This window comes from Variovorax sp. V15 (genome assembly GCF_041154425.1).
GTDB lineage: Bacteria > Pseudomonadota > Gammaproteobacteria > Burkholderiales > Burkholderiaceae_C > Variovorax > Variovorax guangxiensis.
In genome coordinates, this window is the sequence record NZ_AP028659.1 from 4,458,419 (window position 1) to 4,479,632 (window position 21,214).

The 21,214-nt window shown below is 68.0% G+C and carries 22 protein-coding genes; 16 read left to right on the forward strand and 6 right to left on the reverse strand.

The features are described 5' to 3' along the window. Window positions 1–789: 789 nt before the first annotated feature. Together egtD and egtB are read right to left on the reverse strand one after the other, a co-directional pair. Window positions 790–1,686, reverse strand: coding sequence for an L-histidine N(alpha)-methyltransferase (gene egtD, locus ACAM57_RS21205; protein WP_369662459.1), 897 nt, complete (start codon window positions 1,684–1,686; stop codon window positions 790–792). Window positions 1,687–1,817: 131 nt separating this feature from the next. Beyond that, window positions 1,818–3,077 (reverse strand): ergothioneine biosynthesis protein EgtB, encoded by a 1,260-nt coding sequence (gene egtB, locus ACAM57_RS21210; protein ID WP_369658801.1) that lies wholly within the window; start codon window positions 3,075–3,077, stop codon window positions 1,818–1,820. 167 nt (window positions 3,078–3,244) lie between these two features. Between egtB and ACAM57_RS21215 the strand changes: the two genes are divergently transcribed. Together ACAM57_RS21215 and ACAM57_RS21220 are read left to right on the forward strand one after the other, a co-directional pair. Then, window positions 3,245–4,591: an NAD(P)/FAD-dependent oxidoreductase gene (locus ACAM57_RS21215; RefSeq protein WP_369658802.1), complete on the forward strand. Its 1,347-nt coding sequence runs from the start codon at window positions 3,245–3,247 to the stop codon at window positions 4,589–4,591. 11 nt (window positions 4,592–4,602) lie between these two features. Then, window positions 4,603–4,851 carry a hypothetical protein gene (locus ACAM57_RS21220; protein WP_369658803.1) on the forward strand — a complete coding sequence of 83 codons (249 nt, stop codon included), beginning with the start codon at window positions 4,603–4,605 and terminating at the stop codon, window positions 4,849–4,851. A gap of 21 nt (window positions 4,852–4,872) precedes the next feature. Here ACAM57_RS21220 and ACAM57_RS21225 read toward each other — a convergent pair whose 3' ends face one another. Together ACAM57_RS21225 and ACAM57_RS21230 are read right to left on the reverse strand one after the other, a co-directional pair. Next, window positions 4,873–6,816 carry a PhoX family phosphatase gene (locus ACAM57_RS21225; RefSeq protein WP_369658804.1) on the reverse strand — a complete coding sequence of 648 codons (1,944 nt, stop codon included), beginning with the start codon at window positions 6,814–6,816 and terminating at the stop codon, window positions 4,873–4,875. 96 nt (window positions 6,817–6,912) lie between these two features. After that, complete coding sequence (locus ACAM57_RS21230) at window positions 6,913–7,467, reverse strand: thermonuclease family protein (protein WP_369658805.1); 555 nt, start codon at window positions 7,465–7,467, stop codon at window positions 6,913–6,915. A gap of 141 nt (window positions 7,468–7,608) precedes the next feature. On the opposite strand from ACAM57_RS21230, the gene ACAM57_RS21235 reads away from it, so the two are divergent. Both ACAM57_RS21235 and ACAM57_RS21240 read left to right on the forward strand, forming a co-directional pair. Continuing rightward, window positions 7,609–8,088, forward strand: a complete 480-nt coding sequence (locus tag ACAM57_RS21235) for a tetratricopeptide repeat protein (RefSeq protein ID WP_369658806.1) — start codon at window positions 7,609–7,611, stop codon at window positions 8,086–8,088. Beyond that, window positions 8,085–8,540, forward strand: a complete 456-nt coding sequence (locus ACAM57_RS21240) for a hypothetical protein (RefSeq protein ID WP_369658807.1) — start codon at window positions 8,085–8,087, stop codon at window positions 8,538–8,540. Before ACAM57_RS21235 ends, ACAM57_RS21240 begins: the two co-directional genes overlap by 4 nt. Window positions 8,541–8,570: 30 nt before the next feature. Here ACAM57_RS21240 and ACAM57_RS21245 read toward each other — a convergent pair whose 3' ends face one another. Further along, window positions 8,571–10,268, reverse strand: a complete 1,698-nt coding sequence (locus tag ACAM57_RS21245) for a long-chain fatty acid--CoA ligase (RefSeq protein WP_369658808.1) — start codon at window positions 10,266–10,268, stop codon at window positions 8,571–8,573. A 226-nt stretch (window positions 10,269–10,494) separates the two neighbouring features. On the opposite strand from ACAM57_RS21245, the gene ACAM57_RS21250 reads away from it, so the two are divergent. Both ACAM57_RS21250 and ACAM57_RS21255 read left to right on the forward strand, forming a co-directional pair. Then, the gene (locus ACAM57_RS21250) at window positions 10,495–10,935 is read left to right on the forward strand and encodes an OsmC family protein (RefSeq protein ID WP_184636200.1); all 441 of its coding nucleotides are present in this window, start codon (window positions 10,495–10,497) and stop codon (window positions 10,933–10,935) included. A 45-nt stretch (window positions 10,936–10,980) separates the two neighbouring features. Next, window positions 10,981–11,949 (forward strand): tripartite tricarboxylate transporter substrate binding protein, encoded by a 969-nt coding sequence (locus ACAM57_RS21255; RefSeq protein ID WP_184636197.1) that lies wholly within the window; start codon window positions 10,981–10,983, stop codon window positions 11,947–11,949. A 15-nt stretch (window positions 11,950–11,964) separates the two neighbouring features. On the opposite strand, the gene ACAM57_RS21260 is transcribed toward ACAM57_RS21255, so the two are convergent. Beyond that, window positions 11,965–12,687 carry a Crp/Fnr family transcriptional regulator gene (locus ACAM57_RS21260; RefSeq protein WP_369658809.1) on the reverse strand — a complete coding sequence of 241 codons (723 nt, stop codon included), beginning with the start codon at window positions 12,685–12,687 and terminating at the stop codon, window positions 11,965–11,967. 141 nt (window positions 12,688–12,828) lie between these two features. Between ACAM57_RS21260 and ACAM57_RS21265 the strand changes: the two genes are divergently transcribed. The 10 genes from ACAM57_RS21265 (at window position 12,829) to ACAM57_RS21310 (ending at window position 21,197) form a co-directional block, all read left to right on the forward strand. Beyond that, the gene (locus ACAM57_RS21265) at window positions 12,829–13,347 is read left to right on the forward strand and encodes an ester cyclase (protein ID WP_369658810.1); all 519 of its coding nucleotides are present in this window, start codon (window positions 12,829–12,831) and stop codon (window positions 13,345–13,347) included. Further along, a complete protein-coding gene (locus ACAM57_RS21270; protein ID WP_369658811.1) occupies window positions 13,344–14,117 on the forward strand; it encodes an SDR family NAD(P)-dependent oxidoreductase in 774 nt (257 codons plus the stop codon). The genes ACAM57_RS21265 and ACAM57_RS21270 overlap by 4 nt, the downstream gene beginning before the upstream one ends. 48 nt (window positions 14,118–14,165) lie before the next feature. Beyond that, complete coding sequence (locus tag ACAM57_RS21275) at window positions 14,166–15,239, forward strand: hypothetical protein (protein ID WP_369658812.1); 1,074 nt, start codon at window positions 14,166–14,168, stop codon at window positions 15,237–15,239. 46 nt (window positions 15,240–15,285) lie between these two features. Further along, a complete protein-coding gene (locus tag ACAM57_RS21280; protein ID WP_369658813.1) occupies window positions 15,286–16,626 on the forward strand; it encodes an MFS transporter in 1,341 nt (446 codons plus the stop codon). 99 nt (window positions 16,627–16,725) lie between these two features. Then, the gene (locus ACAM57_RS21285) at window positions 16,726–17,490 is read left to right on the forward strand and encodes a GntR family transcriptional regulator (RefSeq protein ID WP_369658814.1); all 765 of its coding nucleotides are present in this window, start codon (window positions 16,726–16,728) and stop codon (window positions 17,488–17,490) included. Next, window positions 17,487–18,287: a transporter substrate-binding domain-containing protein gene (locus ACAM57_RS21290; protein WP_126024152.1), complete on the forward strand. Its 801-nt coding sequence runs from the start codon at window positions 17,487–17,489 to the stop codon at window positions 18,285–18,287. Before ACAM57_RS21285 ends, ACAM57_RS21290 begins: the two co-directional genes overlap by 4 nt. A gap of 119 nt (window positions 18,288–18,406) precedes the next feature. Then, entirely contained in the window at window positions 18,407–19,069 is a 663-nt protein-coding gene (locus ACAM57_RS21295) for an amino acid ABC transporter permease (protein ID WP_369658815.1), read from the forward strand. A 24-nt stretch (window positions 19,070–19,093) separates the two neighbouring features. Then, window positions 19,094–19,747, forward strand: a complete 654-nt coding sequence (locus tag ACAM57_RS21300) for an amino acid ABC transporter permease (protein WP_019654918.1) — start codon at window positions 19,094–19,096, stop codon at window positions 19,745–19,747. Further along, the gene (locus ACAM57_RS21305; RefSeq protein WP_126024150.1) at window positions 19,731–20,513 is read left to right on the forward strand and encodes an amino acid ABC transporter ATP-binding protein; all 783 of its coding nucleotides are present in this window, start codon (window positions 19,731–19,733) and stop codon (window positions 20,511–20,513) included. Before ACAM57_RS21300 ends, ACAM57_RS21305 begins: the two co-directional genes overlap by 17 nt. A 192-nt stretch (window positions 20,514–20,705) precedes the next feature. Then, on the forward strand, window positions 20,706–21,197 hold the full coding sequence (locus ACAM57_RS21310; RefSeq protein WP_369658816.1) for an AAA family ATPase: 492 nt from the start codon (window positions 20,706–20,708) through the stop codon (window positions 21,195–21,197). Window positions 21,198–21,214 lie beyond the last annotated feature (17 nt).

Genomic DNA, 21,214 nt, shown 5'->3' on the forward strand with positions numbered 1-21,214 from the left:
TTGGGGTCTCCAGGGCGGCTGGCTGCCGCTGCGGGGGTTATTGTGCCGCTGCTGGGGGGTGGGCTTTTTTGGGGTACCTGTATCTACCCTGTTTGAGGGTTTGTTTTCCGGGGCCGGGTCTCGGCCCGGCGGCCGACCTACTTTTCTTTGCTTCGCCAAAGAAACGTAGGCAAAAGAAAGGCGACCCTACTGTCTGCGTCCCTTCGCTTCGCTACGGGCAACCTGCGGTGCTCGACGTAGGAGGGGGTCCGCAGAACTCGCTCCACTGCGTTGCGCTCAGACAGCTGCGGCCCTTATCCCTCCTACGTCTGCGCTCCTCGGCGCAGCCAGAAGGGATCTCCACGCGCCATCGCTGCGCTCGGCTTCTGAACAGCCTTGGACTGGCCTTCGCTTCGCTCGGCCAGGGATCCAATGTCAGAACCGATTCCGGCGGCGCCAACAGCGCACGCAACCCCAACAAGCCCGTCGTCTCATTCCAAGCACGGCAGGTGCGAAGCGCCTGCCGTGCCTTGGGGGCCGAGCGAAGCAAAGGCCCGAGCGGTTTCCCCTCCCCTCTGGCTGCGCCGAGGAGCGCAGCGTTTCGCGGATCAGGGCTCGCAGCTGTCTGAGCGAAGCGAGTTCTGCGAGACCCCGCGAAACGCGAGCACCGCAGGTTGCCCCGTAGCGCAGCGAAGGGGTCGCAGACAGTGGGGTCGCCTTTTCTTTGCCTACTTTCTTTTGGCGAAGCAAAAGAAAGTAGGTCGGCCGCCGGGCCGAGACCCGGCCCCGGGAAACAAGCAACCAAAGGACTCAAGCAGCCAACCAGTGCACGCTGAACAGCCTCTCAGGATCAGTCCAAACCGCCCCAGGCCGAAACCCAGCCCTAATAGCCAACGCCCGAAGCCCCTCAACAGTGAACTTATGCGAGTACTCCGTATGAATAGTCTCGCCTTCCTCAAACCCGAACACCTGCCCATTCAAAGAAACACTCTGAGCCCGCCGGCTCACAAGATGCATCTCGATCCGCTGCCGAGGCGCGTTGTAGAACGCCGCATGCGAGAACCCATCGAGGTCGAAGTCGGCATCCAACTCAGCATTGGCCCGACGCAACAAATTCAGGTTGAACTCCCCCGTAACCCCCTGCGCATCGTTGTAAGCCGCATGCAACCGCCCCGGATCCTTCACCAGATCCACCCCGATCAGCAGCCCGCCTCCACGCAACATTCGCGCAGCCAGTTGCAGAAAAGCCAGCGCCTCGTCGGGCTCGAAGTTTCCGATCGTCGACCCGGGAAAGAATCCAACCCGTCGACCTGAACCAGCCATGGGCGCAGGCAGCACCAGCGGCATCGTGTAGTCGGCCGCGATAGGCTGCACCACCAGCTCCGGATAGTCCGCCTTCAGCCGCTGCGCGGCAGCCTCCAGATACTCCCCCGAGATGTCGATAGGCAGATACCGCTTGGGCGTCTCCAGCGCATCGAGCAGCAGCCGAACCTTGGTCAGCGACCCCGCCCCGAACTCGACGATCTCCGCATTCGGCCCGATCTGCCCCGCAATCTCGCCAGCGCATTCGCCAAGAATGCGCAGCTCCGTACGCGTCGGGTAGTACTCGGGCAGTTCACAGATGCGGTCGAACAGCTGCGAGCCTGCCGCGTCGTAGAAGAACTTCGGCGAGATGCTGCGCGGCGAACGCGCCAGTCCCGCCTGCATCTCGCGGCCGAACTCCGACAGCGGCGCTGCAGTTGCGTCGGCCCGCGACGAAGACGAAGCTGCCGGCTTCTGCCGCGCCTTCGCGGGCACGAAGGATGACAGCGAGGACGAGGAAGTTGGATTGCGCATGATCAAAGGTCTTTCGCGAGCCGCAGCCCCGTGAACTGCCAGCGCGCCGCCGGCGGGAAGAAGTTGCGATAGCTGGGCCGCGCATGCCCGGCCGGCGTGGCGACGCTGCCGCCGCGCAGCACCAGTTGCCCCACCATGAACTTGCCGTTGTATTCGGCGGCGATGCCCGGCAGTGGCCTGAAGCCGGGATACGGGTCGTACGACGACCGCGTCCATTGCCAGACATGTCCGGTCATCTGCGAGATGCCGGGCGCATCGTGCGCCGCCTCCCATTCGAACTCGGTCGGCAGCCGCGCGCCGGCCCATTCGGCGTAGGCGGCGGCTTCATAAAAGCTGAGCTGCGACACCGGCGCGTCGGCCTCCATCGGCCGCACGCCGTGCAGGCCGAACACATGCCAGCCACCTCCGGCCTGAGCCGTGGCGGCACCGGCGAAACGCAGCCTCGGATCGTCCTGCGCCAGCCAGTAGGCCGGATGCCGCCAGCCATTGGCCTGCACCGCGGCCCAGCCGTCGGACAGCCACAGGTCGGGCCGCTGGTAGCCGCCGTCGGCGATGAACTGGGCGAAGTCGCCGCAGCTCACCAGTCGGTCGGCAATGGCATAAGGCTGCAGCAGCGCACGGTGGCGCGGCGTTTCGTTGTCGAAGGAGAAGCCGGTGCCGTCGTGCCCCACCTCGGCCACGCCACCGTGCTGCTCGATCCAGCGCATCGCGGGCGGCACCGCGGCAAGGCGCAGCGCGGGGCCGCCGGCGGGCCTGTAGGCGGGCAGCATCGGGTTGCAGGAGAACGCATGCAGGATGTCGGTGAGAAGCAGCTCCTGGTGCTGCTGCTCGTGGTGCAGGCCCAGCGTGACGATGGGCTCGATCACGCTCCAGTCGGGCCCGCCCTCTTCCAGCAGCGCCACCACGGCCTCGTCGACATGGCGGCGGTACTCGTGCACCTCGTCCAGCGACGGCCGCGTGAGCAGGCCGCGCTGCGGGCGCGGATGGCGTGGGCCGAGCGCCTCGTAGTACGAGTTGAAGAGATAGAGAAAGCGCGCGTCGAAGGGCTGGTAGCCGCTGGCGTGCGGCTGCAGCAGCACGCTTTCGAAGAACCAGGTGGTGTGCGCCAGGTGCCACTTGGTGGGGCTGGCATCGGGCATCGACTGGATGCACTGGTCTTCGGCGGACAGCGGGGCGGCAAGCGTCAGGCTGGCTGCGCGCACTTCGCGAAACCTGTCGCGCAGGGCGCCCGCCGCCTGAGTGGTCGGCCGGGAAAGCGTCATGGAGTCTCCAGTCGGGTCAGCCGCAAGTTGTAGCCCATCCGGGTCGCGGCGGCACGTAGGACAAAACGCCGCAGGCCTGCCGCCGCGACTTCGGCAAAGAGCACAAGGGGGAGCCACTGTGGCACAAGACGCCGGGGCGTGCAGGAGGGCTGCGTATCATCCGACGCATGCAAACGACCAACCCATCGGGCAGGCCCAAAGTCGTCATCGTCGGCTGCGGATTCGGCGGACTCGAAGCGGCGCGCAAGCTGCAGAACGCCAATGTCGACGTGACGGTGATCGACAAGACCAACCACCACCTGTTCCAGCCGCTGCTGTACCAGGTGGCGACCGCCGGGCTGGCCGCGCCGTCCATCGCGGCGCCGGTGCGCGGGCTGTTCCGCAAGCAGCAGAACATCACGACGCTGCTGGGCGAGGTGAGCGGCATCGATCCGGCCTCGCGGTCGGTGCAGCTGGCCAACGGCGACCGCGTGCCGTACGACCACCTGATCGTCGCCGCCGGCGCCACGCACAGCTACTTCGGGCACGACGAGTGGTCCACCGTGGCGCCCGGGCTGAAGACGCTGGCCGATGCCTTCGAGATCCGCCGCCGCGTGCTGCTGTCCTTCGAGACCGCCGAGATCACCGCCGACCTGGAACGCCGTCGCGCCCTGCTCACCTTCGTGGTGATCGGCGCCGGCCCCACGGGCGTCGAGATGGCGGGCACGCTGGCCGAGATCGCCAAGCACACGCTCTCGGGCGAGTTCCGCCACATCGATCCGGCCAGCGCGCAGGTGCTGCTGGTCGAAGGCGGCCCGCGCGTGCTGCAGGCCATGCCCGAGTCGCTGAGCCAGAAGGCGCTGGAGCAGTTGCAGAAGCTGGGCGTCGAAGTGCGGCTGAACGCGCGGGTGACCGCCATCGACACCACCGGGCTCGAAGTGCAGACTGGCGGCGGCGCGGACGGTGCTCCGGTCGACAGCTACCGAATCGATAGCAGCTGCGTGGTGTGGGCGGCCGGCGTGGCGGCTTCGCCGCTGGGCCGCATGCTCGGCGCGGCCACGGGCGTCGAATGCGACCGCGCGGGCCGCATCAAGGTCGAGCCCGACCTGAGCCTCGCGGGCCACCCCGAGATCAGCGTGGTCGGCGACCTCGCCGCCGCCATGAGCCACGCGCCCGGCAAGCCGCCCAGGCCGGTGCCCGGCGTGTCGCCCGGCGCCAAGCAGGCGGGGCGCGCGGCGGCCGCCAACATCCTGCGCCGCATCGCGGGCCAGCCGACGGTGCCGTTCCGCTATGCCGACTACGGCAACCTTGCGACCATCGGCCGCAACTCGGCGGTGGTCGACCTGGGCACGCCTTTCGGCCCGCTGCGCTTCAGCGGCCGGCTCGCATGGCTGTTCTGGCTGTTCGCGCACGCCTACTTCCTGATCGGCTTTCGCAACCGCGTGGTCGTGATGATGGATTGGGCCAGCGCTTACTGGAGCTTCCAGCGCAACGCGCGCGTGGTGGCCGACGTTCAAGGCAAAAGCGAATCCTGAAAACCAGTTACATGCTCTCGCTCTTCATCTGGATCGCGGCGCATGCGGCCGAAACGCTGTTCTGCCTCTGGGTGCTGCGCTGGGGCGGCGCCGAGCGGCTCGAAGGCACCTTCGCCTCGGGCTTTTTCTTCAGCAACTTCGCGCCGCGCTGGAGCGCCGAGGGGCTGAAGATGGCGGCGCTGATCCTGCTGGTGTTCTGCGCCGTCAGCTTCGTCGCGGGCCTGTTCGTGCCGGGGCTGCGTTGCTGGGGCAGCTGCTAGCAGCGCCCTGCCCCCCAAGCCTCAAGTCCCGATCACGCCGCCGTCGTTTTTGGTGATGGCGATGGTCGCCGAGCGCGGCCGGCCCGCGCCGTCGGGCCACTTCGACACGGCGAGCGGGCGGTCGGGGTCGCTGCGCTCGTTGGCCGGTTCGCCCGGATGCTGGATGTTGATGAACAGCGTGCGCAGGTCGGGCGTGGCAGTGAGGCCGGTGATCTCGCAGCCGGCCGGGCCGAGCAGGAAGCGGCGGATCTCGCCCTTGCTCGGGTCGCAGGCCAGCATCTGGTTGTTGGGCAGGTTGGCGTATTCGCCCTTGCCCAGCGTGGAGGTCGACACGTCGGTCTCGATCCACAGCACGCCGCGCGCGTCGACCATCAGGCCGTCGGGGCTGCCGAAGGTGTCGCCCCTGATGTTGCCTTGCGCCTCGTAGCGCGTCTGCTTCGGATCGCCCGCGAGCACGAGGTGGTTCCACGTGAACTTGGTGGCGTCGAGGTCGCCGCTTTCCTTCCAGCGGATGATCTGCCCCATCGTGTTGTTGGAGCGCGGGTTGGCCGCGTCCATGAAGGGCTGGCCGGCGGCGCCGCGGTTGCTGTTGTTGGTGAGCGTGCAGTAGATCTCCTTGGTCAGCGGGTCCACCGTGGTCCACTCGGGGCGGTCCATCTTCGTGGCGCCCAGCAGGTCGCTGGCCTGGCGCGCCTTGATGAGCACGTCGCCCTGGGTCGTGAAGCCCTTCTCGGCCACGAGGCCGCCCTTGCCTTGCGTGAGCGGCAGCCATTCGCCGGTGCCATCCACGTCGAAGCGGGCCACATACAGCGTGCCGTGGTCGAGCAGGTCGCGGTTGGCGGCCGCGCCGCCGGGCTTGACCGCGTCGCGGCTCACGAACTTGTAGATGTATTCGAAGCGCGAGTCCTCGCCCATGTAGACGACTGCGCGGCCGTCGTTGGTGAGCGCGGTGGCTGCGCCCTCGTGCGCGGCGCGGCCCATCGCGGTGCGCTTGCGCGGCGTGGAGGCGGGGTCCTGCGGGTCGATCTCGACCACCCAGCCGTAGCGGTTCGACTCGTTGGGGTGCTTCGACACGTCGAAGCGCGCCTCGTGCTCGTGCCAGCGGTACTTGGCGCCGTTGCCCTTCTTGATGCCCCAGCGCTTCTGGTGGGCGTCGGGCGTATCGGTGCCCTCGAAGTAGTCGGCGAAGTTCTCTTCGCAGGTGAGGTAGGTACCCCACGGCGTGTGGCCGTTGGAGCAATTGTTGAAGGTGCCCAGCACCTGCGTGCCCAAGGGGTCGGCGGCGGTGCGCAGCATCGCGTGGCCGGCGGCGGGACCGGTGAGCGTCATCGGGGTGAGCGCGGTGATGCGGCGCGCGAAGCGCGAGGGCGCGAGTTGGGTCCACTTGCCGGCGCCGTCGCGCTGCAACTCGATGACCGACACGCCGTGCGCGTTCATCGACTTGCGCACCTTCTCGGGCGTCCAGGTCTTCATGCCGTCGGGGTGAAGCAGGCCATCGTCGACGTATTCGTGGTTCAGCACCAGCAGTCCGCGGTTGGAGCCTTCGATCGGGAAGAAGGCCATGCCGTCGTGATGCATGCCGGCTTGCAGCGCCTGCTCTTCGGCGGTGTTGGAGCCGTCGGTCTTGAAGGCGGGCATGGCGCCCGCGATGCCGGTCGGGTCGCCCCAGCGATAGAGAACCTGGGTGCTGTAGCCCTCGGGCACGACCACGGTGTCGACGGCTGCCATGGGCACGCTCTTGAAGCCGATGGAGCGGCCCAGGCCGCTCACGTTGCCGCTTCCTCCGGTGGTGCCGGGGGTGGCGCATCCGGCCAGAGTGCCGGCCGCCAGCGGGCCGAAGAGCCCGGCCACCGCCGCCGCCATGCCGCCGCGCACGAACACACGCCGGGCCGGGTCGGAAACTTCATGGATCGTGGGGTTGGCGGAGGGATTGGAGTCCTCCATGCGGGCGAAGTCTTTGGCCATGTTGTTGTCGCGGGGGATTGTGGGAACCCGCCATGCTCCGGAGATCCCGTGAATTTGCCGTGACATTGGCAACCTGGGCTCCAGGCACCGGCAGGCTCAGAAAAGGCTGCCCCAATGGCCGCCGCCCCAGTGCGGCCGTGCCTGTTCGTCGCGCTGGTGCTTGCGCCATTCCCATGGCGGCGTCGGCTTCGGGTCGGCCCAGAGGCCGGCGCGGCGCGCCTGAGCGCGTTCCTGCAGCTTGAACAAGCCGCCGCCGCGCTTGGTGGCGAGGCGGTTGTAGTCGTACACCCAGGCCCAGCCCTCGGAGACCATGCGGCTGCCGGCGTCCTCGCCGTTGCAGCTCACGTCGGCCACGGTGCGGCCGTAGCGGTCGGTATCGACCTCGGTGATGAGCGCCTGCTCGCCGAAGCAGATGCCGCCGAGCGCCTGCCTGCTGCGCTGGCCGTAGGGCTGAGCCTTCTCGGGCGCGTCGATGGCTGCGATGCGCACCTTCACGCGCTCGTAGGCGCCGATGCGCCCGCAGCGCGCGGTGAGCGTGTCGCCGTCGCTGATGCCTACGACGAGGCAGTTGCGCGGCGCGGCCTGGGAAAGAAGGGGAAAGGCAAGAAGAGCGAGAGCAAGAAGACTGGAAGGCAGCGCGCGAAAGTGCATGAAAAAGCCGGAAGGACCAGGAGATTGGCAGAATGGCCGGTCCGGTCGAGGCTAAGTGATGCGCACGCCGGAAAAGATCGGGACACAGTTTTTTTCTTTCTTGCGTTCTTCCCTGAACGGCGCTTCGAAGGAGACCCGCACATGCAGGAACCCACCCGGGACGACTGGTTTTTCGCGGCCAACGACGCATGGGACGCCGGCGCGCACAAGAAGGCGCTGTCGCTGTTCCTCAAGGCCGCTGCAGCCGGCGAGACGCACGCGCTCAACAGCGTCGGCTACTTCCTCGACCACGGCATCGGCGTGAAGCAGGACAGCGCCGCCGCCCGACTCTGGTATCGCAAGGCGGCCAAGGCAGGCGACATTGCGGGCTGCGCCAACCTGGCCATCTGCTACCGCGACGAAGGCAACTTCCGCTGGGCCCGCTTCTGGTTCGAGCGCGCCTACGCCCAGGGCGACGGCGACGCGGCACTGGAACTGGGCCGCCTCTTCCTCTGGGAAGGCCCGCACAGGAACCACCGCAAGGTCGTCGACTACCTGACGAAGGCGACGCTGGCGGCGTCAGTCTCGCCGGATGGGAAAAAGGAGGCCGGGAGGCTGTTGAAGTCGATGGGGCGCAAATGAAGGCATTGGGGTATGCCGTGATTTTCCTGGCCTCGCTTGCGGTTCTGGTCCTTGCCTCGCTGCGGCTCTGCTTCGTGGAGCCCGGCGAACTCACCCAGCCTGTGTCCATCGGCGAGGTCTCGTTTCTCGCGGATGGCGGGTCGATGGCCGTGGAGTTGCAAGGCGCCAATGGCAAGCGATTCTTTGCAGGCCGGCACGGAAGCCTTGACGTGGAGCTTGCCAGGCAACCGATGTTCGCAGCCTGCAATTGCTTCGGCATTCCCTACGCCAGGAACGTGGTGCGCGGCGATGAGCGCGAGCGCGCCATTCAGGCGCTGCTGGAAGCCTGGATTGCAGCCAACATCACGGCCGAGGACCGTACACGCTTCGAGGCACGCTCCCAGATGCATCTGATACCAGGAAAGGCCCTTGGAGTGCTCGAAATGCTGAACTGGATCAAGGAGCGGCAGTAGCCTCGTTCCGGATTGCCTTGCCGCGCCAGCTCACTTCCCCGCGTTCTCATCCTCCTGCAGCAGCCGCCACATCACCTTCCCGCTCCCGCTCTTGGGCAGCGCGTCGACGAACTGCACCTTGCGCGGGATCTTGTAGACGGCCATGTTCTCGCGGCACCAGTCGATGATCTGCTGCTCGGTGGTGTCCTTGTGGGTGGGGCGCAGCACCACCACGGCCTTGACGGATTCGCCGCGGTAGTCGTCCCTGGTCGAGATCACGCAGGCTTCCTGGATGGCCGGGTGGCGGAACATCAGCAGCTCGACCTCGGCCGGCCACACCTTGAAGCCGCTCGCGTTGATCATGCGTTTCAGGCGGTCGGTGATGAAGAAGTAGCCGTCCTCGTCCATGCGGCCCATGTCGCCCGAGCGGAAGAAGCGCTTGCCCTCGAATTCGACGAAAGCTGCCGCAGTGGCATCGGGGCGCTTCCAGTAGCCCTGGAACACCTCTGGCCCGTGGATGATGATTTCGCCCGATTCGCCGATGGGCATTTCCTTCAGCGTGTCGGGGTCGACCACGCGGGCGTCGGTGCTCATGAAAGGGATGCCCAGGCACTGCTGCTTGGGGTGGTCCGACGGGTTGGTGTGCGAGGGCGCGGCGGTCTCGGTGAGGCCGTAGCCCTCCTGGTACTTCAGGCCGTACTGCTCGAACAGGCGCTGCGCCACTGCCTGCGGCATGGCGGCGCCGCCGCCGCCGATGTAGGTCATGCTCGACAGGTCGTAGTTCGCGAAGTTGGGGCTGGCCATCAGGTCGATGACCATGGTCGGGATGTTGGTCCACGCGGTCACCTTCCAGCGCGAGATGAGCCGGCCGGCCACGTCGCGGTCCCAGCGCGGCATGATGATCAGCGTGGCCGCCGCGAGGATGGCCGTGTGCATCATGCTCACCACGCCGGTGATGTGGAACATGGGCACCACGGCCAGCACCACCGTCTCGGAGGTCGAGCCGCCCCACATCAGGCCCGCGAAGGCGTTGTGCATCAGGCTCGAGTGGTGGTGGACGCAGCCCTTGGGCAGGCCGGTGGTGCCGCTGGTGTAGGGCAGCAGCGCCATGTCGTTGGCGCCCACGACGTGCTCGGGCGGCGTGTGGCCGGCTTCGAGCGCGTCCGTCCAGGCGATGACCTTGCCGCCTTCCAGAGCGGGCAGCGGATGGCGGGTGGTGAGCCATTCCTTCCAGGCGGGCGCCGGGGCGTCGTCGCCCGAGGCATCGGCATCGAAGGCGTCGGTGAACTGGGTCACGATCATGTGGTCCAGCCGCTGCCCGGGTGGCAGCGCGTTGCTGGCCTTGGCCAGCTCGGGCGCCAGGTCGCCGGTGATGATGGCCACCCTGGCGTCCGGGTCGGTGATGTAGTGCTTGAGCTCCTCGGCCCGGTTCATCGGGTTGACCGGCACCACCACCGCGTTGGCGCGCAGGATCGCGAAATGCGCGATCACCAGCTGCGGGCAGTTCTGCATGTCCAGGATCACGCGGTCGCCGCGCTTCACGCCCAGCGCGTGCAGCGTGCCGGCCAGCTTCTCGGCCTGCGCGGCGAAGTCGCGGTAGCTGGTCACCCGGCCGAAGAACACCAGCGCGGGCTTGTCGGGGTAGCGCGCGGCCGAGGTGGCCAGGTTGTGCCAGAGCGAGGTGGCGGGGACGGTGATCGAATGCGGCAGGCGCTTGGGCCAGAACTTGTGGTGCGGGCGTTGTTCCATGGTTGAAACGGGCGGAAGGAGGAAAGAGGGAAGGAAGGGAAAGCAGCTTTGCGCCAGCCTAAGCCGCCGCGCCCGCCGCTCCCATCGGGGAAGCCCCCGGGGCGTCACCTTGGCGACGCCCATTTTTCTGACGCGGCATGCGACGCGATGTGCGACTACAGACAAGCGCCCCCGCTTCGGCGATACCTGCTGACCCGCAACCCGTCACCGCAATGAAGGAGTCGACATGGCAGCAGACAAGCACGCGAGCGTTCACTGGGAAGGCGCCGGCAAGACCGGCAAGGGCCTGATTAGCACCGAGACCGGCGCCCTGAAGGACTACCCCTACGGCTTCGCCAGCCGCTTCGAGGACGACAAGCGCGGCACCAACCCCGAGGAGATCGTCGGCGCGGCCCATGCTGCCTGCCTGACGATGGCTTTCGCGTTCGCGCTGGAACGAGAAGGCCTGACGGCCACGAAGATCGACACCCGGGCCGCCGTGCGCCTGGCCAAGGATGGCGCGGGCTTCAAGATCGACCGCATCCAGCTCGAACTCGACGCCAGCGTGCCCAACCTCGACGAGGCGAAGTTCCAGGAGATCGCGGCCGCCGCCAAGGCCGGCTGCCCGCTGTCGAAGGCGCTGGCAAGCGTGCCCGAGATCACGCTGAAGGCGACGCTGGCCGGCTGAGCGGGCTGCCTATGATCGTCTCCTCACAAGAACAGGAGACGGATCATGAACAAGCCCTTTCGCGCCGCGCTCGCGGCCATTTCCCTCGGCCTCGGCGCCACGGCGGCAACGGCCGCCTTTCCCGACAAGCCGATCAAGATCGTCATCGGCTTCCCGGCCGGCGGCCCGCTCGACCAGCATGCGCGCCTGCTGACCGACAAGCTGCAGGCCGTGCTGGGCCAGCCGCTGATCGTCGACTACAAGCCCGGCGCGGGCGGCTCGGTGGGCGCCGACGCAGTCGCCAAGAGCCCGGCCGACGGCTACACGCTGATGCTGGCCAACACCGGAGTGGCGGTGATCAACGGCGCGCTCTACAGCAAGCTGCCCTACAACACGCAGCGCGACTTCGTGCCCATCGCGCGCACCGCGATGCAGCCGCTGGCGCTGCTGGTCACGCCCAAGCTGCCGGTGCAGAACCTGAAACAGTTCATCGACTACGCCAAGGCGCGGCCCGGCCAGGTCAACTACGGCTCGGCCGGCAACGGCGGCATCAGCCACCTGGTGCCGGAGATGTTCAAGACCGCCACCGGCATCTTCATGGTTCACATCCCCTACCGCGGCAGCGCGCCGGCCTTCACCGACCTGATGGGCGGGCAGGTGCAGTTCATGGCCGAGTCGATCCCGCAGGCGGCCAACTATCACAAGCAGGGCAAGGTGCGTGCCCTGGCCGTGACCAGCCGCGAGCGCAACCCCGCCCTGCCCGACATCCCGACCGTCATCGAATCGGGCGTCAAGGGCTTCGAGGTGGTGGGCTTCTACGGCTTCCTCGCGCCGAAGGACACGCCCAAGGACGTGGTCGCGAAGCTCAGCGACGCCTTCAAGCAGGTGCTCAACAACCCCGAGGTGCGCGAGCGCATGGTGAGCCAGGGCGCCGACCCGGCCTTCCTGGGCAGCGACGACTTCGCGCGCTTCCTCGCGACGGAAACGCCGCGCTGGGAGAAGGCGGTGAAGGCCTCCGGCGCGCGGATGGACTGACCCGACCGGCGCGGCTCAGGGCGGCGTGGCCGCGTGCCGCTCGAGCCGCGCGCGGTCCAGCAGCTCGATGGCGCGGTAGCGCACGCGCAGCGTGCCGTCTTCCTCCCAGAGCTTGAGCTGCCGGTTCACGCTCTGGCGCGACACGCCGAGCATGAACGACAGGTCTTCCTGCGACACGCCCAGCATCGTGCCGCCACCCTCGCCCGTGCCCTCGGCGCGCGCGTCCAGCGTGAGCAGCCGGTGCGCGAGCCGCACCGGCAGCGGCATCAGGATCACGTCGTCGATCCACGCCAGCGCCTGGCGCAGCCGCAGGCACACCAGCCGGGTGAAGGCCATGTGCACGTCAGGATGCTCGGCCACAAGCCGGTGGAAATCGGCCGCCGCGACCACCGCCATCTCGGTGGTGTCGACCGCGCAGGTGTCGTAGACGCGCTCGCGCCCCACCAGGAGCGAAACCTCGCCGAACCAGTGGCCGGGTTCGAGCATCGCGATGACGGCCTCGCGCCCGCCCGGCGCCACCACGCTCACGCGCAGCGATCCTGAAACCACGCCGAAGAGCGCATCGGGCGACGAGCCCTTGTGGAAGAGCGACTCGCCGCGCGCCAGCGTGCGCCGGTGCGCCACTTCGAGCAGGCGCCGCTGCACGTCCTCGGCCAGCCGCATGTCGCCGTTGTGCACCGGCGATGGCTGTGCAGAGTCCGGCGCCGTGCCGGTCGATGAAGGGGGCGTGCGTGGCATCGCGGGTTTGTCCGTAGCGGCGATTGCCAACACCGGACAGTCTTGTTTCAGGGGCGTGCCGATAGTACGCAGCGAGCCCGGGCAGGCGCATTCGCGCCAACCCGATGTCAGCAGCTTTCCTGTCACATGGAGCACACCCCGATGAACGACGACAACACCACACGCACGGCACTCCAGGCCCGCCGCGAGCGCCTCGTGCTCGACCACTTCGCCGACGAGACCCGGCAGGACTTCGACGCGGTGCTCGGCACCTTCCCGCACCCCCACTACGAGCTGGTTCCCAGCGGCGAGGTGCACGACGGCATCGCCGAGGTGCGCCAGTACTACATCGACACGCGCCGCGCATTTCCCGACCAGCGCCACGAGATCATCAAGCTGCGCCACGCCGACGATTCGGTGGTCGTCGAGTTCTGGCTGCTGGGCACCCACAAGGGCCCGCTGAAGGGCCTGCCGCCCACGGGCAACAGCTTCCGCTGCCGCATGAACGCCTTCTTCATCTTCGAGGGCGACCGGCTGGTGTGCGAGCGCGTGTACTTCGACACGCTGACGATGCTGCGGCAGCTGCTGGCGGGCGTGCCGGCCGGGCACGTCGGCGCGCTGGTGGGCGGCCTGCTGGGCCAGCCCGCCGCCGCACGCGCACCCGAGACGGCCTCGGCATGAGCGCGCTGCGCGGCGATGCGCTCGCGGGCCGGCACGCCATCGTGACCGGCGGGGCGCGCGGCATCGGGCTGGCGATCGCGCGGCGGCTCATGGCGGCGGGTGCGAGCGTCGCGCTGTGGGATATCGACGCATCGGCGCTGGCGGATGCCTTGCGCAAGCTCGAACCGCTCGGAACCGCCACATCGGCTGTGGTCGACGTGCGCGACGAAGAGCAGATCGCACACGCGGCCTCGCAGTCGAACGAGCGCTTCGGCGGCACCGACATCCTCGTCAACAACGCGGGCGTGCTCGGCCCGACCGTGCCGGCCTGGGAGCACACGCCCGCGCAATGGCGCAACGTGCTGGACGTCAACCTGACGGGCGCATGGCTGTGCTGCCGAGCGGTGGCGCCAACGATGCTCGCCCGGCGCCGCGGCCGCATCGTCAACATCGCCTCGGTCGCGGGCAAGGAGGGCAACGGCTTCAACGCCGCCTACTCCGCCTCGAAGGCCGGGCTCATCGCACTCACCAAGTCGCTGGGCAAGGAGATGGCCTCGTCCGGCGTGCTGGTGAACTGCATCACGCCCTCGGCGGCCGACACCGACGTGTTCGCGGCCGTGCCCGCGGAGCACCGCGAGCAGCTTCGCACCGCCCTGCTCTCGCGCGTTCCGATGGCGCGCTTCGTCGAGGTCGACGAGGTGGCGGCCATGGCCGCGTGGCTCGCGTCGGACGACTGTTCCTTCAGCACCGGCGCGGTGTTCGACATCTCGGGCGGGCGCTCGATGTACTGAGCGCCCGCCCATCCATTTCGCTTCCTTCGAGGCAGACAAGGAGCCCCCATGATCCGAGACCCCGAACCCTCCGGCCTCGCGCAGCTCGCGGATTTCGACGGCGCGCGCGACGCCGCCATGCCCCAGGACCGCCTGCGCGCCGTCCGCCGCGCCGCCGAGGGCCTGCGCGAGCGCCTGCTCGACGCACCGCCGGTGCGCTACGCACGCAGCTTCGACCTGCTGCGCATTCCCTACCCAGCCTGGTTCGCCTTCACCGGCGTGTATTCGCAGCAGTTGCTCAAGCCGCACATGGTTCACCTGCTGGCGCGCACGGTGCTCGTCCAGTACGACGACTTCGAGGGCCGGCTGCGCACCCTGCTGTTCACGCCGGCCGACTTCGAGGCCGGCAACGAGACGCCCTACTTCAAGCGCCTGGCCGCGCAGACGCCGAAGTTCCTGCACAAGGCCATCGCGCCGGTCTACCAGACCGTGCCGCAGGCGCTGGCGAGCTGCGGCGTGGCGCCGGAGCAGGTCGACTACATCACCTACGACCACCTGCACACGCAGGACGTGCGCCGCTGGCTGGGCAACGACGGCACGCCGGGCCTGCTGCCGAACGCGAAGCTGCTGGTGCACCTACAGGAACTCGCGAACGTGCAGGGCCTCATGCCGGTGCAGGCCGAGTGGTACTGCCCGCACGGGCTCGACGGCATCCCGGCCGATCGCATCGTGGCCTTCGACGGCAGCATCCAGCTCGGACGCGGGCTGGCGCTGGTGCACACGCCGGGCCACACCGAGGGCAACCATTCGCTGGTCTACCGCGCCGCCGACGGCCTGCGGGTGAGCAGCGAGAACGGTGTGTCGGCCGACAGCTGGGCACCGCTGCAGTCGCGGCACAACGGCATCCGCCGCTACGCGCAGGCCACCGGTGCGGAGGTGATCCTCAACGGCAACACGCAGGAGAGCAGCAACGACCAGTACCTGTCGATGGTGCTGGAGAAGACGCTCGCGGGCACATCTTCCTCGCACGGCTTCAGCAACGTGGTGCCGTCGGCCGAATGCACGCCGCACTGGCTCTTTCCGGGCGCACCGGCCAGCTTTCTCTGGGGCGAGACCAGCTTCGGAACGCCGGTGACGGCCTGACCCAACAACGACAACGACAACGACAACGACAACGAGGAGACAGACGATGAACGCAGCCACCCTGGCCGGGGCGCAGGCAAGCACCTCCCCGGGCGCCACCGCGCGCGAGGACGCCGCCCTCTTCCGCAAGATCACCTGGCGCCTGATGCCGCTGCTGTGCGCCTGCTACGTGCTGAACTACCTGGACCGCACCAACGTGGGCTATGCGCAGCTGCAGATGAAGGAGCAGCTCGGCTTCAGCGACGCGGTGTTCGGCCTGGGCGCGGGCATCTTCTTCATCGGCTACGCGGTGTTCGAGATTCCGAGCAACCTGATGCTCGCGAAGATCGGCGTGCGCGCGACGCTGCTGCGCATCATGGGCCTGTGGGGGCTGGCCTCGGCCGCGATGATGTTCGCGACCACGCCCGCGCAGTTCTACGTGCTGCGCTTCCTCATCGGCGTGTTCGAGGCCGGCTTCGCGCCGGGCGTGCTGTTCTACCTGACGCTGTGGTTCCCCTCGCACCGCCGCGCGCAGGCCACGGCGCTCTTCTTCATGGCCTTCGGCGCGGCGCCCATCGTGGCCGGGCCGATCGCGGGGCTGACGATGACGTATCTCGACGGCGTGCTGTCGCTGCGCGGCTGGCAGTGGCTCTTCCTGCTCGAAGGGCTGCCGAGCGTTCTGCTGGGCATCGCGGCTTTCGGCTTGCTGTCGAACAGCCCGGCGCAGGCGGCCTGGCTCAGCGCCGCCGAGAAGCAGCGCGTGGCCCGCCTGCTGGCCGAGGACCAGGCCGCGCACGGTGCCGGCGAGCGCCACACCTTCGGCGCGGCGATGCGCGACGGGCGGGTCTGGCTGATCGGCTTCATGTCCTTCCTGATCATCCTGGGCATCTACGCGCTGTCGTTCTGGCAGCCGACGATCCTGAAGTCGATGGGGCTGAGCGTGCTGCAGATCGGCTTCTACTCGGTGATACCGGCGGTGGCGGGCATCGCAGCGAACATCGTCGTGGGCCGGCATTCGGACCGCCGCAAGGAGCGCCGCTGGCACTTCGCGCTCAGCGCGGTCGTGGGCGCGGCCGGGCTGGCGCTCACCACGCTCTTCATGCACGACGCCATCGCCGCCGTGCTGTGCCTCGCGCTGGCGGCCATGGGCATCTCGGCGGCTTTCACCGTGCTGTGGGCGGTGCCGGGCAACTTCATGTCGAAGAGCGCGGCGGCGGCTGGCATCGCGCTCATCAGCACCATCGGCGGCAGCGCGGGGCTGGTGGCGCCGATGATGGTCGGCTGGCTCAAGACGCTCACCGGCGGCTTCACCGCCAGCCTGTATGTGCTGGGCGGGGCGCTGGTGCTGTCGGCACTGCTCATGCTTGTGGCGCTGCCGGCCAGCGCGCTGGGGCGCGGCCGGCACTGAATCGGCGCACCGCGCCGGGCCTCCGTGCGGGGGCATGCTCCATTCAGGTGCGCAAATCTTGCATACCAGTTGGCACAGAAGCTGCTGGTATGCAGGCCTATGGCCATTTCCGCATCCGAAATCAGTGCACGCATCGTCGAGGCGGTGATGGCACAGAAGCTCGCGCCGGGTTCTCGCCTGGGCGAGCAGCAGCTGGCGATGCTGTTCGACTGCAGCCGCACCATCGTGCGCGAGGCGCTCACGCGGCTGGCGGCGCGCGGCATCGTCACGGTGAGCGCGCGTCGCGGCTGGTTCGTCATCGAGCCTTCGCAGGACGAAGCGCGCGAGGCCTTCGAGGCGCGGCGGGTGATCGAGCTGGGCCTCATCCGCAGCGCGGGCACCGTCGGCAAGATCGAGAAGACCGCCCTGCGCCAACTGAAAGCGCACCTGCAGCGTGAAAAGGCCGCACTGAAAGAGAGCGACGTCGGCAACCGCAGCTTCCTGCTGGGCGATTTCCATGTCTGCCTGGCCGAGTGCCTGGGCAACACGCTGCTGGCCGACACGCTGCGCGACTACACGGCGCGCACCACGCTGATCGCGATGCTCTACCAGTCCACGCACGACGCGGTGCAGTCCTGCGAAGACCACGTGCAAATCGTCGCGGCGCTGGAGCGCGGCGACCACGCCGCCGCCGAGGCGCTGATGGCCGAGCACATCGGCACGGTGCAGTCGGCCCTGCGCGTGCAGGCGCCCACCGATCCGCTGGCGCAGCTGCGCGACGCGCTGGCGCCGTTGCAGAACACGGCCACGCCCAAAGGCAAGGGCCGCAAGCCCGGCGCACCACCCGATTCCGATTCTTCGACTTACCTAGGAGCCCTGCTATGACTTTCTCTGCTTCCAAGCGCCGCATCGCCCTCGCGCTCGCTTCCGCCGCCATGCTGGCCTCGGCCGGCGGCGCCTATGCCCAGAACGCGCTCGACAACGTGCTCAAGGCCAAGACCATCAAGATCGCCGTGCCCACCGACTACCCGCCCTACGGCTCGGTCGACAAGAACATGAAGCCGCAAGGCCTCGACGTGGAGATGGCAGAGCTGATCGCCGCCAAGCTCGGCGTGAAGGTCGAGCTGGTGCCCGTGACCAGCGCCAACCGCATCCCGTACCTGCAGACCAGGAAGGCCGACCTGGTGATCTCCACGCTGGGCAAGAACCCCGAGCGCGAGAAGGTGATCGACTTCTCGTCGGCCTACGCGCCCTTCTTCCAGGCCGTGTACGCCGCCAAGAGCATGAAGCTCACCAGCTTCGCCGACATGGCCGGCAAGACCGTGGCCGTGACGCGCGGCGCGATGGAAGACCAGGAGCTGAACAAGGTGGCGCCGCCGAACGTCGACTACCGCCGCTTCGAGGACAACAACGCGACCATCGCCGCCTTCGTGGCCGGCCAGACGCAGACCATCGCGACCAGCGCCGCCGTGGCCGGCGACATGCTCGCCAAGAACCCGAAGGTCAGCGCCGAGTTCAAGCTGCTGCTGAAGGACAGCCCCTGCTTCGTCGGCGTGGCCAAGGGCGAGACCGCGCTGAAGACCAAGGTCAACGAGATCATCGCGGCCGCCAAGAAGGACGGCACGCTGGACGCCATGTCCAAGAAGTGGCTCGGCAAGGCCGCTGGCGACCTCCCTGTCTGAACAAGCACTCCCCCATGCTTCGCGCACTTCGTGTCGCTGCGCACACCCCCTCGCCGGGGGCAACGCCTGCGGCCCGGCAAAGCCGGTTCCGCGGCGTTCCACGAAGAGAAGGCTGACTTATGAACATCGAGTTCGACTTTGGTGCGGTGCTCTCCGAGTGGCCGCTGCTGCTGCGCGGCGTGGCGTGGACCATCGGCCTGACCGCCGTCGGCACCGTGCTGGGCATGATCGTGGGCACCTTCTGCGCGTGGGCGCGCGCCGACGGCCCGAAGTGGCTGCGCGCCATCGTGGGCACGTACGTGGAGCTGATCCGCAACACGCCCTTCATCGTGCAGCTGTTCTTCATCTTCTTCGGGCTGCCGGCCGCGGGCGTCAAGCTCACGCCGGAGGTGGCCTCTGTGATCGCGATGGTGCTGAACCTGGGTGCCTACTCCACCGAGATCATCCGCGCCGGCATCGAGGCCACGCCCAAGGGGCAGATCGAGGCGGCCGTGAGCCTGGCGCTCAGCAAGTCGCAGGTGTTCCTGCGCGTGGTGCTGCCGCCGGCGCTCAAGAAGGTGTGGCCCGCGATGGTGAGCCAGATCGTCATCGTGATGCTGGGCTCTGCCGTGTGCGGGCAGATCTCCACCGAGGAGCTGAGCTACGCGGCCAACCTCATCCAGAGCCGCAACTTCCGGGCCTTCGAGGCCTTCATCGTCGCCACGCTGATCTACCTGGCGCTGTCGGTGGCGCTGCGGCGGCTGCTCGACTGGGCGGGGCCGAAGTTCTTCTTCGGACGCTGAGCGAACACGGGCACTTTCACCACCATGGCTGACTTTTCACTTTGGGACATCCTGCGCAACCTGCTGCTGGCACTGCGCTGGACTGTCGTGCTCTCGCTCATCGCCTTCATCGGCGGCGGCATCGTGGGTGCGCTGCTGCTCTTTTTGCGGCTGCGCGGCGGCAAGGCGATCGGCCGGGCCGTGGGCCTTTACGTGCAGCTCTTCCAGGGCACGCCGCTGCTGATGCAGCTCTTCCTGGCCTACTTCGGCATCGCGCTCTTCGGCGTGGACGTCTCGGCGTGGACCGCCGCCAGCGTGGCGCTCACGCTCTACACCAGCGCCTTTCTCACCGAGATCTGGCGTGGCTGCGTGGCCTCGATACCGAAGGGCCAGTGGGAGGCCTCGGGCAGCCTCGCGCTGAGCTTCGGCGAGCAGCTGCGCCACGTGATCCTGCCGCAGGCGGTGAAGATCGCCATCGCGCCCACGGTGGGCTTCCTGGTACAGGTCATCAAGGGCACCGCGCTGGCGTCGGTGATCGGCTTCGTCGAACTCACCAAGGCCGGCAGCATGATTTCGAACGCCACCTTCAAGCCCTTCGTGGTGTTCAGCTGCGTGGCCCTGCTTTATTTCGTGCTGTGCTTTCCTGTGAGCCTGTACGCCAAGAACCTCGAGAGGAAATCCCATGGCCGCCGTGCTTGAACCCCAACAACAGCCCGCCACCGTGGCAGGCTCTCCCATCGTGCGCATCACGGCGCTGCGCAAGTCGTACGGCACCAACGAGGTGCTCAAGGGCATCGACCTCGAAGTGAAGCGCGGCGAGGTGATCGCCATCATCGGCAAGAGCGGCTCGGGCAAGAGCACGCTGCTTCGTTGCATCAATGGGCTGGAGGTGTTCCAGGAAGGCTCGCTCACAGTGGACGGCAAACCATTGCTGCACGAGAGCGCCATGGCCATGCGCGAGCTGCGCCAGCGCGTGGGCATGATCTTCCAGGGCTTCAACCTGTTTCCGCACCTCACGGTCGGCAAGAACGTGATGCTCGCGCCCACGCTGGTGAAGAAGCGCACCAGCCTCGAAGCCGCCTCGCAGGCGCGCAAGCTGCTCGCTCGCGTGGGCCTGGCCGAGAAATTCGATGCCATGCCCGACCAGCTCTCCGGCGGCCAGCAGCAGCGCGTGGCCATCGCCCGCGCGCTAGCGATGGAGCCGGCCGTGCTGCTGTGCGACGAGATCACGTCCGCGCTCGACCCCGAGCTGGTGGGCGAGGTGCTGCGCGTGGTGGAATCGCTGGCCGACGAGGGCATGACGCTGCTGATGGTCACGCACGAGATGAGCTTCGCGCGCAAGGTCAGCGACCGCGTGATCTTCATGCACCAGGGCCGCGTGCACGAGATGGGGCCTCCGGCGGAGCTGTTCGGCAATCCGCGGACGGCGGAGCTGAAGCAGTTCCTGTCTTCGCTGCACGACTGAATCGAAACCGGCCGGGTTATCCTCGGCCCATGGCCTGCCTGCGTACCGCGTCCATTATTCGACCCATCCGGAAGACGGTGGGTTAGCGCGCGGCACTTCGAACGACAACAGGTACACGCCATGCAACCCGCCCCACGAGGCGGGTTTTTCGTTTCCTGGGGCATCTTTCTTCCACCCTTCCAGGAGATCGAAATGACACCACTCCCCCGCCCCGTGCTCCACATGGTCTGCGGCAAGATCGGCGCCGGCAAGTCCACGCTCACGCGGCAGCTCGCCGAGGCGCCCGCCACGGTGCTGATCAGCGAGGACACATGGCTGGCCGCGCTGTACCCCGGCGAGATCCACGAACTGCCCGACTATGCGCGCCGCGCGGGCCGGCTGAAGAAGGCGATGGCGGAGCATGTGGCGGCGCTGCTCGGCGCGGGCGTTTCGGTGGTGCTCGACTTTCCCGCCAACACGGTGGCCGGCCGCCAGTGGATGCGCGGCATCTTCGAGGCCGCCGGCACGGCGCACGCGCTGCACTTTCTCGACGTGCCCGACGAGGTCTGCAAGGCCCGCCTGCGCGCGCGCAACGCGAGCGGCACGCATCCCTTCGAGACGACGGACGCGCAGTTCGACCTGATCGGCAGCCACTTCGCCGCGCCGTCGCCGGAGGAAGGCTTCGACGTCGTCCGGCATGGCTGAGGTCTCGCACCGCTATG

Coding starts and splice junctions, on each gene's coding strand:
- egtD (WP_369662459.1), bottom strand. CDS start 1,686: ATGCAGGCGGGACTGGCGCGTTCGCCGCGCAGCATCTCGCCGAAGTTC.
- egtB (WP_369658801.1), bottom strand. CDS start 3,077: ATGACGCTTTCCCGGCCGACCACTCAGGCGGCGGGCGCCCTGCGCGAC.
- ACAM57_RS21215 (WP_369658802.1), top strand. CDS start 3,245: ATGCAAACGACCAACCCATCGGGCAGGCCCAAAGTCGTCATCGTCGGC.
- ACAM57_RS21220 (WP_369658803.1), top strand. CDS start 4,603: ATGCTCTCGCTCTTCATCTGGATCGCGGCGCATGCGGCCGAAACGCTG.
- ACAM57_RS21225 (WP_369658804.1), bottom strand. CDS start 6,816: ATGGCCAAAGACTTCGCCCGCATGGAGGACTCCAATCCCTCCGCCAAC.
- ACAM57_RS21230 (WP_369658805.1), bottom strand. CDS start 7,467: ATGCACTTTCGCGCGCTGCCTTCCAGTCTTCTTGCTCTCGCTCTTCTT.
- ACAM57_RS21235 (WP_369658806.1), top strand. CDS start 7,609: ATGCAGGAACCCACCCGGGACGACTGGTTTTTCGCGGCCAACGACGCA.
- ACAM57_RS21240 (WP_369658807.1), top strand. CDS start 8,085: ATGAAGGCATTGGGGTATGCCGTGATTTTCCTGGCCTCGCTTGCGGTT.
- ACAM57_RS21245 (WP_369658808.1), bottom strand. CDS start 10,268: ATGGAACAACGCCCGCACCACAAGTTCTGGCCCAAGCGCCTGCCGCAT.
- ACAM57_RS21250 (WP_184636200.1), top strand. CDS start 10,495: ATGGCAGCAGACAAGCACGCGAGCGTTCACTGGGAAGGCGCCGGCAAG.
- ACAM57_RS21255 (WP_184636197.1), top strand. CDS start 10,981: ATGAACAAGCCCTTTCGCGCCGCGCTCGCGGCCATTTCCCTCGGCCTC.
- ACAM57_RS21260 (WP_369658809.1), bottom strand. CDS start 12,687: ATGCCACGCACGCCCCCTTCATCGACCGGCACGGCGCCGGACTCTGCA.
- ACAM57_RS21265 (WP_369658810.1), top strand. CDS start 12,829: ATGAACGACGACAACACCACACGCACGGCACTCCAGGCCCGCCGCGAG.
- ACAM57_RS21270 (WP_369658811.1), top strand. CDS start 13,344: ATGAGCGCGCTGCGCGGCGATGCGCTCGCGGGCCGGCACGCCATCGTG.
- ACAM57_RS21275 (WP_369658812.1), top strand. CDS start 14,166: ATGATCCGAGACCCCGAACCCTCCGGCCTCGCGCAGCTCGCGGATTTC.
- ACAM57_RS21280 (WP_369658813.1), top strand. CDS start 15,286: ATGAACGCAGCCACCCTGGCCGGGGCGCAGGCAAGCACCTCCCCGGGC.
- ACAM57_RS21285 (WP_369658814.1), top strand. CDS start 16,726: ATGGCCATTTCCGCATCCGAAATCAGTGCACGCATCGTCGAGGCGGTG.
- ACAM57_RS21290 (WP_126024152.1), top strand. CDS start 17,487: ATGACTTTCTCTGCTTCCAAGCGCCGCATCGCCCTCGCGCTCGCTTCC.
- ACAM57_RS21295 (WP_369658815.1), top strand. CDS start 18,407: ATGAACATCGAGTTCGACTTTGGTGCGGTGCTCTCCGAGTGGCCGCTG.
- ACAM57_RS21300 (WP_019654918.1), top strand. CDS start 19,094: ATGGCTGACTTTTCACTTTGGGACATCCTGCGCAACCTGCTGCTGGCA.
- ACAM57_RS21305 (WP_126024150.1), top strand. CDS start 19,731: ATGGCCGCCGTGCTTGAACCCCAACAACAGCCCGCCACCGTGGCAGGC.
- ACAM57_RS21310 (WP_369658816.1), top strand. CDS start 20,706: ATGACACCACTCCCCCGCCCCGTGCTCCACATGGTCTGCGGCAAGATC.